This window comes from Paenibacillus sp. FSL R7-0189 (assembly GCF_037969925.1).
GTDB lineage: Bacteria > Bacillota > Bacilli > Paenibacillales > Paenibacillaceae > Paenibacillus_AQ > Paenibacillus_AQ odorifer.
Genome location: NZ_CP150223.1, coordinates 1,779,869 through 1,797,887 on the forward strand (window position 1 = coordinate 1,779,869; position 18,019 = coordinate 1,797,887).

Genomic DNA, 18,019 nt, shown 5'->3' on the forward strand with positions numbered 1-18,019 from the left:
AACACCGAACACATCCTCAGACACTTACGGACTTAGCCGCGATAACACCACTTGCATCCTCAGGCACTTACGGACTCAGGAGGCGTTATTTGCTCATTTATCTCCTTTTTGGCACATTTTCGGACTCCAGTGCAGCTATTTTATCAAAAGAGGCTCATATTGGGCGGTTTTCATGCCAATAGCTACTATGGAGTCCGATAGCAAGCCAAAAGTCGATAAATGCTGTGTTTAGCGGCTACTGGGTCCGTTAGCGATCTCTTGCGTGCAAATGACATACCATGAAGCAAAGTTTGTTTTAAGAGCATGGGGGATACGAGCATGTGATTAGGTGTTTTTGAGTTGTCAGCTCTGAGATAGCAACTTCGATCTAGACGTTTGAGGCTGGCATCTCTATGCTAGCAACTTTGAGTTAGGCCTTAGGGGTTGCCAGCTTGTTCTAGGCGTTTGGCACTGGCATCTCTGAGCCAGCAACTTTGAGTTAGGCGTTTGGGGCTGGCACCTTTGAGCTAGCAGCTTTGAACTAATAAAGCTGGCGTTCGGGACATACGGTCAGCAGCAAAAAACACAGGTACCCCACCAGTCATTGGCATGACTAGGACACCTGTGTTTTTTATAGCTTGTATTGCTGCACGATTATTGAAGCTGCTCAAACAGGCGGAAGATCACTGTCGCTGCTTGCGCTCTTGTAGCCTTGCCGTTTGGCCCAAATTGGTTGGATGTCATACCGTTAATAATTCCACTAATACGCATCGCTTCTACAGCTTTGGCTGCATCCGCAGACAACTGGTTCACATCAGAGAATGCTTCACCAGAAGCATTTGTTCCGTCAGTCAATGGGATATTAATCGTCTGAGCCAAACGATAAATCATGACTGCCATTTCCTGACGAGTAATCTCCTCGCTTGCACCAAAGTTGCCATCCGCTTTGCCTTTAACAATGCCGAGCTTTTGAGCGCTCGCAATCGGACTGGCATACCATGCCCCATCCTTAACGTCTGTAAATGTGCTTACAGCCGTCTCATCTAGTAAATCAAAAGCGTTCATCAATATTTTGATGAATTCTGCACGGGTTACATTTCCACTTGGATTAAAGTGTTCAGCATCCATCCCTTCGATTGCACCTCGTGCTGCGAGTGCTTCAATGCTGTTTAACGCCCAATTAGCTGTAGCGATATCTTTGAATGAAACATTCGAGTGAACCACTACATAACTGCCAAGCTGCGGCAAAGTTAACTCAAGCATCTGTGTTCCTGTATTAAATCTTCCGTTCTTAACGATCTCTAGTTGCTGATTACTGTTCAAGTAATAAACCACTACTTTATGAGCTTTCTCACCAGACTTCAGCGTATAAGGAAGTGCCAGCTTGACCCCCGATGTCTTCAGAACATCACTCGGAATAACCACACCGTCTACGCTAAGACTGATGTCTTTAATTGTACCAGCATTCAACTGACTGCTTACCGACAGTGGCAATCCGGATACATCTCCAGTGCCCACAATAAGCTTAAGTTTGCCGTTCTTAGCATCTGTGTAAGTCTTCAAGAAACTTTCCGGCAGCATTATGCTTGCTGTTCCTGTATCAATCTTGAGGGATTTAACATTTCCCGCTGCTGCCAGTGACTGCAGTGGCAGCTCAATTACAATTTGTTTCGCGTTTCCGGCAGGATTCACGACAATGGACAGAATACCATCCTTTGCATCTTTAGCTGCCTTTTCAACATCTGCGGCAGTGAGTTCAGCCAATGCTTTTCCATCTGCTCCGATGACCGTCTGGACCACGATTTTACCACTGCTTACAGCAGGGGCTATCGCAGACGCGCTAGGAGACGGTTTGGCCGTAGCTACCGGCACATAAGTACCCGGTGCCTCTGTTGGTTTTGGTATTGACGTTGGCGTTGGTGTCGCTGTCGGTACAGGTGTTGATGTTGGCGTAGGTGTTGGCGTAACTTCTGAAAGCAACTTCAGGCCCGCAACCGCCGCATTAAGCTGACTTAATGCCTCATCTATGTCTGCCTGAGTGGCAGTTCCACTCTCCAGCAACATCACTGCACGTGCTACCTCTTTCTCAAGAGTATTCCAGCTCTCCTCTAGATAAAGGCTCTTATCCAGAGTCTCTATTGCTCTAAGCTTCTCCTCCAAGGGTGCCGTTATGAGAGGCGGATTTACAGAAACTAATGTTAAGGTATACGTTCTGGTCGTTGTTTTATCCAGTGCCGTCACAATGACCTTGTAACCCGTTTGGATTTCTCCCGCAAGAGTAATGCTATCAGGTTCGTACACAGCGAAGGTAACCCCTACCGGAACAGTAAGTCCTTCCTTCAGCTCATCAAGCGTAGTCGTATCCGGTAAAATAATTTCTTTGGCTACCTGATCAATAGATCCGCCCGGAATTGTGATTCCGCTGATCGTTGCATCATGAGCTTCGACAGGCTGTAAGGCTTCAAAGGCATTTTTCAAATTGGAATATGCCACATTAATATCACCATCGGTAGCACCGTCATTTGCATAAGTGGCTTTAGCAGCCTCTAGTGCAATGCGTAGTGCCTCCCATTGCTCAAGCGTTCCGGTATAATTCTCTTCATTTACCGAAGGATCTTCCGCTGTATCAATGGCTGCTTTAAGTTTAGATTTATCGTACCTCACACTGATGCGGCAGCTGGCAGCAATATCGGTGCCCGCCACTTTACCAAATATAGTGAAGTCTGTAGCAATGGTGAGTTTGTTAAGGGGAATTTCCTCCCATACCACACTTGCCAAGCCTGTCGTTTTATCGGCGTAAGTTACTGTAACCTTAGCTGGAAGCGTAGGCACGACGTTAACTGTCGTACTCACCGCAATCTGTTCAATGCTCACAATCGCACCATGGTCGCCGGGAGCAGGAACTTCTCCTTCTGGCTTAGACGAAATAGCCCGCCATTCCTTAACGCCTGTCCAAATACTGGTGGACTGCTTATTAAGAATCAAACGGAGTTTATCCGTCTTCACCTCGTCAAAGGTTACCTCGTTAAATGCATTTCTTGCTTTGCCTTTCTCGCTCAAGCCCGATACCGGTACATATTTTCCAGCATCCTTATCCCAATATTCGAAGTTGTAATCTCCCGGTACCTGCACACCGCCTTCATCATCATAGAAGTACACGGAGCTGCCTGACAAAGTCACGGGCTCTTTCCAGGTCAGTTGCAGCCAGTGGCTTTCACCGGGACCGCCCCAGTTCCCATACTGAGTTTCTGCTTCGCTATTGTAAATACTTGCTGAAGTATAAGGGATATAACCATCATTAATGCCATACACAGACTCCCATGCCGAAGTGTATGAGGCACTAGGGGCAGCCAAAAGGGCAGCATTTCTGTATCTAAGGTTATCCAACGCCATCCGCATTTGATCCGTTGCCACCTTGATCTCTTCCAGCGTATATTCTCCCTGAGCCAGCAATGCCTTGGCAGCAGTCAGCGCAGCTTGCAGCTCTTGCCATGTTGCCGCAGTAAAATCATCCTTGTTCCGGACAAGTCTGCCGGAATCCCGATCCGCAAACTTCGCGATCATCTCTGTCAGTTCCGCAGTAGCTACAAATACGGTGACTGGAACCTTCACGACAGTTTCCAGTTCTCCATCGCTGACAGTCAGGCGGTATTCGTATTCACCAGTCGTCTTAAAGGTGGCTTGCAGCATGGCTTTATCAAGCCCTGTCTCCTCTACTTCTCCTTCACCTGAAATCTTCTCCCAGGTATAAGTCAGCTTGCCACTTGGCAACCCATCATCAACGATCTGCGGCATAATCGTCAGAGGAACATTTTGCTCAACCTTCAATGGTGTTTCTAGATAAACCTTTGGTGCCTGATTGGCAGCCGCCTTAACCTCCAGATTATTATTGTAGATCTGAATCTCCTTGATGGCGGTCGCAAGTTCCAGCGGATGCGTCACATGAATGCGAATCGCTGCAGTGTTAACCTTTTGGAACTCCACATTGTTATAGTTGGAAGCAATATATTCCGGATAGCGGAATTGTCCCTCCACTGGTTTCCAGCTTCCATCAGCATCCTGATATTCGACACCAAATGTCTGTGGTGTACCATAACCGTTCAGAAGCCGGTCATTATAGAAATAGACTTTTACATTGTCCACAGCCTGGACTCCATCAAATTTGAACGTAACCGTATCGACAGAATTCGGCGAACCGCCGAATAAAGCTGTGTTTGACGTATGATTAATTGATGCGATTGTCGAATTGTCCGCCAGGTTGCGGATATTCGAACCGCTCTTGATATAAGTCGATTCAACAGTAGTGCCTGAAGCAACAGCCAGATTCGTACCGTTATTAACAATATCAACGCCTGCTTTATTAAACATGTCGACAGTCTTCTCATTGCTGGCTAAGGATGTTTGATCTGCCGCAGCAAGCGTCGTAGCACTGCCTTTTTCATATAACACCTGTGTCTTCGAGTTGTCGCCAACGGCCCCAGTTACATCCCCTGAAGGTTTTTCCACCTTGCCAGTAGCTGTATCATAAATCAGATGGGACATTTCGTTAGTTGTCATTACGAGTTCGTCATTAATGAAGAGCGAATAACCTGCTGGAATACCTTGATAATGAGGATTGTCACTATATTTAGCAGGATCCTGCCATACGATAGATAAGTTAGCATCATGGTAACGCACGTTATCTACAGCAAAATAGTCATAATCGACATTAATCGGCCATAGCTCGATTTTGTCATCTGTCCGTGGCTGAATACCCGCCATATCTTCAACCACAGTGTAATTCATCATGCCAAGCGTATCGTGGTGAATCCATGCCCGTACCATATCTCCACTAGGGTTAGGAGGATTGTCTTTTGTCCATGGTGTGCCGAAGAAGTAATCCTCCAGCCAGAAAAATTCATTAGAGTCCAGGTGGTCCGTATTGCCCGGTTCCACTGTATGCAACCAAGCGCCCCAATCAAACAGTGTTTTGTAAACGTCACTGTTGATATTATCTATAGGATAATAGCGCAGAGAGGCACGAACGGTATTAATATAGTTTCCGAAGTTACACCAGGCGAACTGGTCTGTACCGAAGGCATCCGTCTTGCCATTCTTGAAATCTTCCACCCGCTTCATAATACTGTTCTGATCCGCTGTAAAGAAGGGAAAGATCGGATAATAATTCGGATCTGCGTAATCAGACAACTGGGATAAATATTTCGCCTCATATCCTTCTTCACCTTCAGATGGTACTACACCAAAGTTAAAGACAAACATGTTATTATCCCGCCAAGGGTTGAATACATCGGTACCACCCACAACTTTTTTGTGCAAAAAGCTGCCTGTACCATTCGTATCTGCCACACCGTCACCATCAAAGTCAGCCTTGTCGTACCACATCTCATTCAGAATTGAATTCTTAATATTCTGCGCCACAGTGTTCATTTTAGCTGCACCCGCAGTATCTCCAAGCTGCTCGTACATCTTCGCTGTTGCCACTGCATTGGCGTAGGTAGTAGAAGAGCCATCCAGCCGGGCATAGTTACCACTACCATTCCAGTGCATGGATACGGTATCTCCGTCATTACCTGTAATCGGACCATGGTTATAATAAACAAGATTTGGATTAGTGCCTTTAAAATGTTCAAGTGTGCCGGTAACATCAGTGGCGGAAAAATCAGCGAACTTCTTCAATATTTCCTGACCACCACCGTAAATCTTGTAAGCATCCCAGCCTACTTGCGACGTGTTCTGCATCATATCCCAAGTCCAGATGTTAGGACGTCCGGGATTATTTTTATAGTTCTTATTCTCGGAATATTCCCCTTGAGCCAGCCAGGTTCCATACAAGTAGGAAGGATCACGCAGCCATTTCAGATCCTGCATCGCCCAAGGTACACTGACCGTAATCCCGTTGTTGTAGCCGAGAACGCCCTCCATGTTCATTGGGAACTGCCAGTCATTGCCCGGAATGTTGGCATCCAGCAAATTAAAGCGGTTACACCACCAACGATAATAAAGTACCTTCTTCACATTCTCATCGGGAACATCGATATATGGAATGTTCTCTGCCCACCACTCATTGTACTCCCGCACCTGTGCGGAGAAGGCTGTATCATTGCTGTCAGCAGCCTTAAAGCTCTCATAATGCAGCTTTGAGCCCGGTATTTCATCCGCTAACCAACCCATGACCACCTTTTGGTCAACGGAGCCACCGGCGGGCACTGTAATCTCTCTAACCAGTTCATTTTCGGAAGGACTCATGCCGTTTCCGCTCAGATGAACATCCACGTAGGACATTGCTTCAACTACCTTTTGCCCGGCTTTGCCTACCATTAGTGGAGCAGCCACTCTGTAACCAACCAGCTCATCCCCCTCCGCCGCAGAGACGAAAGGTGATTTAACCTTCATCGTCAACGTTATATCGCTGGCCGTAGGATTCTTCAACTGAAGCAGTGTTACAGCACTGTTATAGCTGGAAATAAATTTCCGCTGGTTAATCTCCAGGCCTCCGCTTGTGTAGGTCTGATTCTCATGACTTGGGTAGTTCTTCCGCACATTTTTCTGTTCCGCCAAGTCTCCTGTAGAAAGGGTGATGTTATACATCGTGTCCTTGTTCAAAGTATCCGCGTAATGCACCGTTCCCACAAAACCCAGCTTGGTATTATCCTGAGTCTTCATGTACAAAGCGCTTCCCCGGCTAAACAGAGTATTGGCGCTAACTTCATCGTTGACATCATCCGGAATGACACCTTCGTTAACAAGCAAGGCATCAAGCCAAGGCAAATCGGAATTATCTTTTGCAAAAGCCTCAAAATCAAAAGCTTCAATCGCCTGCATCATTTCTCCGACGGTGACATCGCTGAAATTAACGCCTTCCTTAACAATAGAATTATCCTTCCACTTTGCCTGCCCATAATCGGTGCCTACGCCTTCATGATAGAAATCAGTCGTGTAGTTAGCCGATACGGGAACAATCCCTGCATTTAATACCACAGCCGCGCATAATGCCGCTACAGAAGCTCTTCTGGGCCATTTATGACTTGTCATTTGGATGAATTCCTCCTTTTTATCCCTTGATTCCTGTTAATGTAATACCCTCAACAAAATATTTGTTGCCGATCAAGAAAAATACTAGACAAGGAGCTGTAACGACGAGCGCCAGTGCCATGACCTGTTCATAGTTCGGAATGCGCATCCCGTTCACAATATACAAGCCCATAGGCAGCGTATAATCTGCTTCAGTCTTCAAATAAATCATGGTGTAGAAAAATTCATTCCAACAGTTGATAAAGCTGAACAACGCCACAACAATCATTGCGGGACGTATAAGCGGCAGCATGATGCGGGAGTAGATACGGAAGTAACCCGCACCGTCAATCTTGGCAGCTTCACTGAGTTCTAGCGGAATCGTCATGAAAAATTGCCGGAGCAAAAAGACAAAATACGCGTTGCCGCCTGCACAGAAAAAGGCCGGAATAATAAGAGCAGGTTTGCCAGCCAGTCCCAAAGAAGTGTACAGAGAATATTGTGGCAGCAGGGTTACGGCACTAGGCAGCATCATCGTACTGATGACCAGCACGAACCACATCCCGCGCAGCGGAAAGTTCAGCTTAGCAAAGGCATACCCAGCAAAGCTTGTCGTCAGCACCGTCCCGATCACATAAGGAACTACAATCGAAACTGAATTCCAAAGCTGCCGCAGGAACTGAATACGTTCCAATCCAAGCCGAAAATTATCGACATTTAGTGACTCTGGGAAAAACACAGGCGGCCGCGCCAGTATTTCTGTATGGCTCACGAAGGCACCTCGCAGCAGCCAATAAAGCGGAAAAGCAAACACCACTACGAGCAGACAGGAGAGCAGAATCAGCCCGGTATTGATGGCTTTAGCTCTTTTCTTTTTTTTCTGGATACTTGTATAATTCATAATTGCGGTAGCCGCCATTATCTCGCCTTCTTTCTTTTGCCCATCGAATCGTCCCTTTTAAATGCGCCCTGGAAGTAGAACAGCACACCAGTAATGGCCATAGTGATTAGGAAGACGACCCATGCCTCAGCAGACGCCAAACCGCGCATCCCTACCTGAACAAATGAATGGTCATAGATCATAACGTTGATAAAATAAGTCATCCGATCGGGTGCACCATTTCTGGACAACACCACACTTTGCGTATAAATCTGGATAGAGGTCATCATGCACATAATCAATTGGAAAAAGAGTACAGGCTTGATCGTCGGATAGGTTACTTTGAGGAACTTGTGCCAAGCATTTCCCCCGTCCATCTCGATAGCTTCCAGCAATTCTCCCGGAACATCCTGCAGCGTAGCGATGAAGACAACAATCGTCCCACCACAGGTCCACAAGCTCATGATAAACAATGTCTCAAAAATACGGATGGGATCTGTCAGGAAATCAACAGGGGCTATTCCTATCTGCAATAAAATCCAGTTAAGCAGTCCACCCTTGGCTTGGTTCTGTAGAAGCATCTGCCACACAATCGTTGTCGCCAGCATCGGAACTACAGACGGCAGAAAGAATATAGCCCGCATCAAGTTTCTGCCGATAAATTTACGGTTCAATAAGAGTGCAACAATCAGACAAAAGGTGATTACAAGTGCGACGTTAATGAAAGCATAAATCAAGGTTACCGTTATAGATTTCTTGAATTCGGAGCTGGTATTGGTGAATATGTACCGGAAATTTTCCAGCCCAATCCACTCCATAACTTGGCTTCCGCTCATAATCGTTATTTTATGAAAGCTGTAAAACAAACTGGCCAACATCGGATAAAGCGTCAATACCAAAAATCCAATAATGGCCGGTGCTGCAAACAAATATCCAGCCACCGCCTCTTTGGTGACACCTCTGGCATGCTTTTTAACATAGACCGCAGCCGTTTCGGTTTTGCTCTCTGGGTTCATAAGCAATAGCCCTCTTTTCAAATATAAGCTCTAATTAGGAAACCTTGCCGCTCTCGAACAACTGCTTGATCGCTGGCATGATCGCGTCATAGACTTCTTTAACACTTTTCTTACCTGCCAACGCCTGATCAATAGATTTCTCATATTCAGTATTCATCTTGAGGTAGGCAGGAACGTAATATGCAGGCCATTGTGCGATAGAGTCTTTCGTTGTGGAATAACTAAGGATAGTTTCTTTTGCGCTTTCAGGAAGATCGGAGGTCCACTTTTCAACCAAGGTAGGATCGGTATACCAATCTGCCTGGTTCGGCAACCACGCACCACTCTTCAGCAGCTCCAGACTGTTCTCAGGGTTGACCATGTAAGCATAGAATTTCTTGGCTTCCTCAATGTGCTTCGATGTATTGTACACAACAAGCGGAGCACCACAGTTCATCGTTACTGCCTTTTCCATCTTAGGCAGAACGCCAACGCCGATATCTTCATTACCTTTGATATTAGCTAGATCCCAAGAGCCGCTGATTGCCATGGCATAACCACCACTCAAAGCGTCTACCGCAGAACCAATTCCAGAATTCCAAGTGTAATTGAAAGCGGATGCAACCTTGTCTTTGTTAACGAGATCAGCTAGCTTCTGGATGGCATCAACCGTTTTGGGAGAATCCCATTGAAACTCCTTTCCATCCGGGGAAACAATCCCGCCACCGTTGGCATAAGCTGCCCAGAAGTGGTGGAACTCCCGTCCCGCTGTCATACCAAGCCCGTAGTTCTCGGTCAGAGCAGCATCAAAGCCTTCATCTGCCGCTGTTTTTCCTTTAGTATCTGTCGTTAGCTTTTTCGCGTTTGTCACGAATGTATCCCAATCCCACGCATTTTCAACTTTGGAGGGTGGATATTCAAGACCTGCTGCATCAAATTTGGACTTGCTATAGTAAAGCAGCTCCAACTGGTTGGATAGGCCGACTCCAATCACTTTTTGCTCAGGTGAATGGATTGTAATCGCTGATAGTTTTTCAGGAATGCTTCCGTCCGCTAATAAATCGCTGATATCTTCGATAATTCCCATTTCATTGTACTTTTGGATATCGCCTTCACCCATATAACTGATATCTGGAAGTTCGCCGGATTCGAGCCGGGTCTGAATAAATGTATCAAAGGAGCCATCCGCTGGAAGCACTTGTGCATTGATTTTTACTCCGGTGTCGGCTGTATATTTTTCTGCTGCCGCTTCTACCAGCTTTTTCTGTACATCATCACCCCAATACAATAATTCCAAGGTTACATCTTTATCAGGCGTAGTTTCTTTGTTGGCTGCTCCAGACCCTTCAGATGCCTTTGGAGCCGCATTGTTGGAATTGCCCGAACAACCTGCCAGTGCGGAAAAAACCATCATTGATGCTAAAGATAGAACTAGAGTACGTTTTCCAAACTTCATGTTTGTTGCCTCCCTTTTTTCATATCTATTTATTTCAAGCCAAGCATTTAAAGCTTTAGCCTAAAATCATCATGGTTTGTCATTCTTAGCGATTACAGACAAGGGCTGAACATTCCGCCTGCCAGTCTTACGTGAGGCTCTAGCATCCCCTCAGTTGTGCGATATTCGAGCTTGTCCTCAAGCAGCACATATCTTGACGGATATGCAGCGTAACTTGTTACGATCCAGCCCTCCGAGTCTTCTTCAATATAACCGTTAATACAGCGCATCTTTCCGCGTGGATCCCTGTACAAATATGTGGTTGTCCCGAAGCCCATTAGATAGGCCACTAGCTCCTCCCCCATATCCCAATCATCTCCTGTCACACCCGAGAACAGCGAAGCAAACAAGGAATCACTTGCCCCCACAAATACGGATTGCCCAAAACGGTTTCGCGACAATTCTGGCATATTCAGGTTAGGAGCTGCCACACTATATGTAGAAGCTGCCTCTCCAGGCAACAAACGGCGTGGAGTAGAGCGTACATTCCAATCGTAACAATTGAATACTGCCATCGTAGAACGGTAAGCGGCTTCCAAATATTCAGGGTCTCCAAGGAATTCATAGGCAACCCGGGATGCTCCTGCTACCAATCCACCCCAAAGGGAATGAATCATATAAGACAAAGCTTCCCACCAGCGATCCGGATTCTGCACTCTGTAATCATTGCTGAATCCGATATTTGCCAGAATTAGTTGTCCATAACGCTGGGCCTCCTCTTTATTTCCAAGGTGACACAACGTTTCACAGGTAGGGCCAAATCCTGCATTATCGTAAAAATGCTCCGTTATAGCTCCCTCATACTGCTGTATCCCTGTCTCCAGATTTCTACCAAAGCGCTCCCATAAGGTAAGTAGACGTTTATACTCTTCTGAAAGACCGCACTGCTTCAGTGCTTCTAATAAATCAAGAATATAGAGCACAAATATCCCATTTAGACGGCTCTCATCCTTCTCACGCTGGCCACTGTGCCGATCAGGGTCTAGGCGAAGGCACATGATTTCGGCAGCCCATTGTAGATATTCTCTAGGAGAATGAATTTTAAGTAATGAACCATCCATTCGTGACAATAGATAAAAGACATGCCCAATATAATCCAGATCATAAATGCGGTAGAATTCTCCGTACAAGGGACGCGGATGATTAAAATCCCCGCCTTCAAACCAATGCTCCTTCACATCCAATACTGCTGCAATCTCGGCCTTAGCTACTTGTTCTGGGACAGCCTTGGCCATGCTATTCTTCATCAGTAGAAAAGCAACCTTACCCAGCGATTCTCCCTGATTCGATAGCGGACGGAAGGCATATGGCCTTTCGACCTCCCCTGTCCCTCCAAAGTTATTATTTACCAACCACTCGGCTCTCTTTTCCAGAATCCAGTCAATCGACTCCAGTACATTCCAGACCAGGATATCGCTCCGTCCATCTTCTAGCACCAGCTCCAGCTTATGTTCTCCCGGCTCCAAACGCTGTAAAGATATAGCATAGCTACTGCCTGACTCCAACCGTACAGCTTCGTTCGTAATATTCTCCTGGCGGATCAGCTCCGTCCCCGGTAAAGTGCTATACAAACGCAGCTCACGTAGAACCTGGCCCTGCGGCAGATCAACAACAGCTTCGAACCTTCCTCCTCGGGTTAATACAGGCGTATAGCTCCAGCGCGGATGTCCATAGGCCATGCCCTGCCTATAGAAATCATCTCGATTCTGACAGGGATGGAATATGTATTCCCAGCTGTAGGTCTCCCCAGCGCCAAGATCCAGCGAACTGTAAGCGCCACCATATATCCAGTCGGCAGCTGCAGATTCGGTCATAGATGATCCGTCCTCCACCAACGATAGCCGATGATACAGCAGACCATCCAAAGAAGGGGAGACCTGCTCAAGAAAACGATTCTTATAACTACAATAAGTACCTACGGTTACTGTTCTGCCCTGAACCCCATAAACACCCAGATGTGGTGCTTTGTTGCTCCGTCGAATAGCAGCGATTTTAGCGAAATCCCCACCAAGATGGGGGAACACTGCACAGGACTGGCTCATATTGCGCTGCACATTTTCATCTCTGTACATGATATACGCGAGCGAAAGCCACACATGAAGTCCATTAATTCTTACAGATTGTGGTGAGCGGTTTGTAGCTTCAATAGTCCATCTTAGTCGCTCATCTTCCAGAGAATATGTAAGTCTGATTGCAATCGGTGCGCCTTCAAAATCCACAATTACACGGTGTTTTCCTTCTGGCGTAATTTTGGGCAACAGATCAGTGCTTTTTATGATATTCCCGTCCAGCTCTATTGTCCATTCTCCGAATAGCTTATCTGTATCCGCATAACCTGCCTCTTTCAAATAAGACGGATCAACTACCCAATTCATTTCACTAGGGTCGCCCTGTAATTTCAGAGACTGAAGTGCTCCGCGGTCGCTTAGCTCCATCGTGAAGTTTTCATTGCCTAGAATCGTCATTGCCTAGCACCTCTTTGATATTTTAAGTTAAACGTTTAGATTTATGAGGAAAAAGGAGCTGTGAAACTTATTTTTGTTTCACAGCATTTTTTAACGTAGCCACGGAATCACGTTCGATCAACCGGCACTCCGGCATGGTCAGTGAATCCATCTTCGTCCCCTTGATTAAATTGAACAAAACCTCAATAGCTTGATAGCCCATCTCATGTAGCGGAAGTCCCATTGTTGTTATACGCGGGCGTAAGTAATCACTGAATTCACGATTATCAAAACCGACAACCGACAGATCATCCGGTATTTTAACCCCTTTTTCCTCTGCCGCCTGCAAAATACCTACAACCATTACATCATTCATGGAAAGAATCGCGGTTGGGGGCTCCGGCAAAGCGAGCAACTCGGAGGTAAGGCGATACCCTGATTCCCTCTCCCAGTCTCCCATCTTAATTAACAGTGGATCGAACGGTAATTGATATTCAGTAACTGCCTTGTAATAACCGTTCAGTCTTAATCTGGAAGGGATAGAATCCATCAAACCACTGATTACAGCAATTCTGCTATGTCCTTGGTTAACCAAGTAGGACATGGCTTGGTAAGCAGCTTGCTCATCATTATACTGGATAGAGATATCGTCCTGTGTGTAAGAGTAGGTATACACAATCGGCTTACCCTCCGTATCGATTAGACCCGTTAAATCACGGGGATGAACACCGATATAAATAATCCCATCCACTTGATTGCTGAGCAGTTCGGCAACCGCATTAGCGGCATACTTTCGGTAGTCTTCCGTATTCGAGAAGTTACGGCCGATACGCTTGTCTAAACGAAGATTCACCAGTAAAATATGCAAATCGTTTCGATCTCCAAAATCATTAATTCCATCGATAATATCGGGGGTGTTAAATACCGTCACATCTTCTGCAATAACACCTATTGTATTCGTACGGTTGAGTTTGAGACTCTTCGCAATAGCATTCGGCTTATAATTCAACTCCTCAATGGCGGCAACAACTCGTTCCCTTGTATCGGAACGTACATTGCGGGTACCATTAAGCACATAGGAGACTGTAGCAATCGAAACATTAGCCTTTGCGGCTATGTCTTTAATGCTGGTTTTCCTCATTACACCTTCTCCTATCTTATTATGGAACTCTTTCAATCACGTTGTTAAACGTTTAGATTATTTTTACAGTTAGAATATACCACGCGTATTTATTGCTTTGCAACCCTTTTTTTGCTATCCTCAAAAAATCCTCCTGTTCGTCCCCCGTTTCGTTTAGAATTGATTTATCTGTTGAGCAATGGATAAAAATAAGATATAGGAGCTTGAGCTTGCTATGACACCATTTACTGAGAGAGTTATTCATATCATACAGTCTATACCAGAAGGTAAAGTGATGACTTACGGAGGAGTTGCCCGCGCGGCAGGCAGCCCAAGAGGAGCGAGGCAGGTCGTTCGCATCCTTCACTCCATGAGCAAAAAATATAAGCTGCCCTGGCATCGGGTCATTAATGCTAAGGGAATGATCGCACTAACTGAGGATGAGTCTAACTCCCTCCAGAGGCTCTATCTACAGGGAGAGGGAGTTAGTTTTAATGAAAAAGGTGTGGTAGATCTGAAGCAATTCCAGTTTGAGCCGGAGTGTACCGATTAGTACCCTCTGGTAACTCTTCGTCTTTCTCCGGTGCCAAGAGCATTGAGTAGACAATACATCGTCGCGTAAATGACCAGCAGGACAAAGGCAATGAACAAGCTGAAAAATACGGACTGGAGATTCAGGCTATCCAGAACAAGTTGATACAACTGATGCCTGTCCGTCAGGACGTCCCAGCTATTGAGTCTGTAGACTCGGCCAAGCAGTACACCATATCCCCCGAGCATACATGCCGCAAGAACGAATACCCATGACCACAGCAGGTTGCTTTTACGATAAATGACCGTCTGGAACTGATACAATGAGAAGAACCCGGTCAACCATCCACTCCAGGTGAACAATAAAAGAGTGACCAAGTCATACCAGTAGCGATTCTGAATGGCTCCCTCCACGATATATCTACTTTTTCTTACCGTTAAATGCACCAGGTCAGTCATGAGATAAGGCGCGTTCGGAAAGAACAGCAGCCACGCGACACCCAAAGGAAGAAGTAATAAACCGCCTATCTTCCTTTTGTCTAGCTCATAAGCAGCCATGGAGAATAAAAACGGAATCCAAGCTAAGAACAAATTCCAAATTAAAAAACCGTAAAACGAATCCGTCTGAAGTGACACTACACGATATACCGCCAATGTAGCGACAGACAATCCCGCCAAGAGCATAAACACCTTCGGATAATTCAATTCCTTCATGAGCTTATATTCTCCTTATCGATATTGATTACATTAAACTTATACCCAATTGTACAAATTCAGAATTCCGAAGTCCAATTTTAATACAAAAGCCCAGACGCAAGAATAGCGCCCAGGCCGACTTTATTTATTAAGCTCAAGTACCGCTGATTAGTTCAGAGGCAATGCTGGCTTCTTGCGTCCTGTCAGACCTCGTAGTCCACCTGCATCCTCCTGACAGGATAATGCCGTACACTCCCTAAACGCCGCATGACTGCATCCGATACATTTGTTGTGATTAATACTGCTAAGAGCTTCATTGATCGCTTCACCGGTATGATGATAAAACTGTGCTTCTCCTATTTTGTCATATAGCCCGGTTCTCTTAAGTAGCTCAAACGGCTGTGGCTGAACACCAGAGATCATTAGTTTCCCTCCAACAGCATGTAAATGCCGCACCAGCTCCGCCAGATTGGATTCGCCCGTAGTATCCATGAATGGCACTTTTCCCATCCGCATTAATATAATTTTCGGCTGATCGGAGCCATAACCCGGCATGGTGTCATCAAATCTATACGCAGCGCCAAAAAACAGCGGCCCTTCCACGGTATAAATCCCAATCTGCGGACAATCATGACTCTCCGTTACCATATGTGCCCCTACCTTGACGGAATTAGGATCAGGCAATACTTTGGATACCAGATGAACCTCACCCATCCGTTTCACAAACAAAATCACCGCAAGAATTAATCCCACCTCTACGGCCAGCGTTAAATCTGCAAATATCGTCAACAAGAAGGTGATGAATAATACCAAAGAATCGCCTGTTTTGATTTTAAGCAAATGAAGAAATTGTTTGCGTTCACTCATATTCCAAGCTACTACCATCAAGATAGGAGCCATCGCTGCCAACGGAATACTAGAAGCATAGGGTGCAAACAACAGAAGAATTAGGAATACCACTACCCCATGAACGATCCCTGAGATCGGAGAAACTGCACCGCTTTTGATATTTGTGGCGGTTCTGGCAATGGCACCTGTAGCTGGAATTCCTCCAAACAATGGAGCTGCAATATTGGCGATTCCCTGACCAATCAGTTCACGGTTGCTGTTATGGCGGCTGCCTGTCATCCCATCAGCTACGACAGCTGACAATAAGGATTCAATAGCACCCAACATCGCGATGATAAAGGCCGGACGAATCAGCAGTGTAATCCGCTCCCAGGTAATGGTCGGAAAACGGAAGCTTGGCAGTGTATTAGGGATATTCCCATAGGCCAAACCAATCGTAGTCACCTTACCGCTAAAAAATAACGCTGCTATGACAGTCGCACAAAGAAGGCCAACCAATGAGCCCGGCACCTTCGGAGCGAAGCGAATCGCTAGGATAACAACGGCCAGACAAATCGCGGCGGTCAGGATACTATATCCATTGATCGTCGATAGATGAAGTCCAATTTCTTTCATGTTATCTACAAAGCTCTCGTGCCGTTCAATATTCCTTAACCCAAGGAAATTAGCAATCTGTCCGGTGAAGATAATAACCGCTATTCCTGCTGTGAAACCAATCGTGACCGGCTTCGGAATAAATTTAATCAGTACACCCAGCCTTAACAATCCCATGAGGACTAAAATAACCCCCGCCATCATCCCCGCTAACAGCAGGTTCTCATAACCATACTGCATCCCAATGGCGAACAAGATAGGAATAAATGCACCTGTCGGTCCACCAATCTGAAATTTTGATCCCCCGAACAATGAAATACATATGCCGGCAACGATTGTCGTATAAATGCCATACTCCGGCTTTACACCAGAAGCAATAGCAAATGCCATCCCTAAAGGAATGGCAATAACCCCGACGATTGTCCCTGATATCAAATCCTTGCGAAAAGCGTTCATGTTGTAGCCTTTATAACGACCCCGCCCTGTCATGTTCAAACCTTCTTTTCTTTAAATATCTGATTATTTGAATATAAGAAGAACATTACTCTAGGACGCGACTGTTGTCAACGCCAAAATAACGTTAATCTATGCCATTTTCACTCGCCGCGCATGCCTTCCAGCAATGAAATGGTATTCACGAGATGGTTATCAAATATTTGTTTGGCCACGACCAGAAGGTCCTTGATCAGAGGATCACGTAAGGCATAAATGACTGTGGTGCCTTCTTTCACACTGGTTACTACATTTTTGGCGCGTAAAACAGCTAGCTGCTGGGATACAGCAGAACCTTCCGAGCCGAGAATAGCCTGCAGTTCATTCACATTCTTCTCACCTTCGCTGAGCAGCTCCAGAATACGAATACGCATCGGATGAGCCAGCGCCTTGAAGAATTCGGTCTTAAATTGCTGAATTTCGGTGTTCATAGCTTTCTACTCCTCTTGCTTAACTTTCTGAATCTAATGTTATCTTTGTATGTTATCTTAGTCCCTGAGAAGCGTCAAATACTGAAGGGATAGATTCGCACATCACGAACCTGCAATTCTACGAACACACCCAGTGCCATAGGTTCACCGAGACACTCGAACATCACTAACCCTTCACCTATTCGTAAGTATCCTGTGCCATCTTCTTCAATATTCTCCAACACGCCCGTAAAAATAACCTTATCCTGCTCGAGCCTGATATTGAACTCACCTGCAGGTACAGGATGGATATCCACCCACCTCATAAGCAGCTCCGAAAGCTCGAATTCCACATCCATTTCTGCCCCTGGATTCACAGGAGCACCACACCAGATTCCCCGGCCCTCCCCAAATTCTGTGAGAAAGAATACCTCGTCCTTTTTCAAACCACTTTTTGTAATTTTGATTTGCATAGCCAATACTCCACCCTAATGATTTATAACGATCATTATATCATGAGAAT

At 45.8% G+C, this 18,019-nt stretch carries 11 protein-coding genes; 1 reads left to right on the top strand and 10 read right to left on the bottom strand.

Features of this window, described 5'->3' with window-relative positions; genetic code table 11:
- Positions 1–633 precede the first annotated feature (633 nt).
- From MKY63_RS07610 to MKY63_RS07635, 6 genes are all read right to left on the bottom strand, one after another.
- On the bottom strand, positions 634–7,011 hold the full coding sequence (locus MKY63_RS07610) for an S-layer homology domain-containing protein (RefSeq protein WP_339812319.1): 6,378 nt from the start codon (positions 7,009–7,011) through the stop codon (positions 634–636).
- Positions 7,012–7,030: 19 nt separating this feature from the next.
- Positions 7,031–7,909, bottom strand: coding sequence for a carbohydrate ABC transporter permease (locus MKY63_RS07615; protein WP_339812322.1), 879 nt, complete (start codon positions 7,907–7,909; stop codon positions 7,031–7,033).
- A complete protein-coding gene (locus tag MKY63_RS07620) occupies positions 7,909–8,886 on the bottom strand; it encodes a sugar ABC transporter permease (protein ID WP_339812325.1) in 978 nt (325 codons plus the stop codon). Before MKY63_RS07620 ends, MKY63_RS07615 begins: the two co-directional genes overlap by 1 nt.
- 34 nt (positions 8,887–8,920) lie before the next feature.
- The gene (locus MKY63_RS07625) at positions 8,921–10,321 is read right to left on the bottom strand and encodes an extracellular solute-binding protein (protein WP_076101376.1); all 1,401 of its coding nucleotides are present in this window, start codon (positions 10,319–10,321) and stop codon (positions 8,921–8,923) included.
- 92 nt (positions 10,322–10,413) lie between these two features.
- Positions 10,414–12,825 (bottom strand): hypothetical protein, encoded by a 2,412-nt coding sequence (locus MKY63_RS07630; protein ID WP_036676751.1) that lies wholly within the window; start codon positions 12,823–12,825, stop codon positions 10,414–10,416.
- Positions 12,826–12,892: 67 nt separating this feature from the next.
- Positions 12,893–13,945, bottom strand: coding sequence for a LacI family DNA-binding transcriptional regulator (locus tag MKY63_RS07635; protein WP_036676749.1), 1,053 nt, complete (start codon positions 13,943–13,945; stop codon positions 12,893–12,895).
- Between the two features lie 214 nt (positions 13,946–14,159).
- Between MKY63_RS07635 and MKY63_RS07640 the strand changes: the two genes are divergently transcribed.
- On the top strand, positions 14,160–14,477 hold the full coding sequence (locus tag MKY63_RS07640) for an MGMT family protein (RefSeq protein ID WP_036676747.1): 318 nt from the start codon (positions 14,160–14,162) through the stop codon (positions 14,475–14,477).
- On the opposite strand, the gene MKY63_RS07645 is transcribed toward MKY63_RS07640, so the two are convergent.
- The 4 genes from MKY63_RS07645 to MKY63_RS07660 form a co-directional block, all read right to left on the bottom strand.
- Positions 14,474–15,169, bottom strand: coding sequence for a DUF1361 domain-containing protein (locus MKY63_RS07645; RefSeq protein WP_038568569.1), 696 nt, complete (start codon positions 15,167–15,169; stop codon positions 14,474–14,476). The genes MKY63_RS07640 and MKY63_RS07645 overlap by 4 nt on opposite strands.
- Positions 15,170–15,319: 150 nt before the next feature.
- The gene (locus MKY63_RS07650) at positions 15,320–17,083 is read right to left on the bottom strand and encodes a SulP family inorganic anion transporter (RefSeq protein WP_339812330.1); all 1,764 of its coding nucleotides are present in this window, start codon (positions 17,081–17,083) and stop codon (positions 15,320–15,322) included.
- 107 nt (positions 17,084–17,190) lie between these two features.
- Complete coding sequence (locus tag MKY63_RS07655; protein ID WP_036676741.1) at positions 17,191–17,517, bottom strand: metalloregulator ArsR/SmtB family transcription factor; 327 nt, start codon at positions 17,515–17,517, stop codon at positions 17,191–17,193.
- Between the two features lie 74 nt (positions 17,518–17,591).
- On the bottom strand, positions 17,592–17,969 hold the full coding sequence (locus tag MKY63_RS07660; RefSeq protein WP_036676739.1) for a hypothetical protein: 378 nt from the start codon (positions 17,967–17,969) through the stop codon (positions 17,592–17,594).
- Positions 17,970–18,019: the final 50 nt, after the last annotated feature.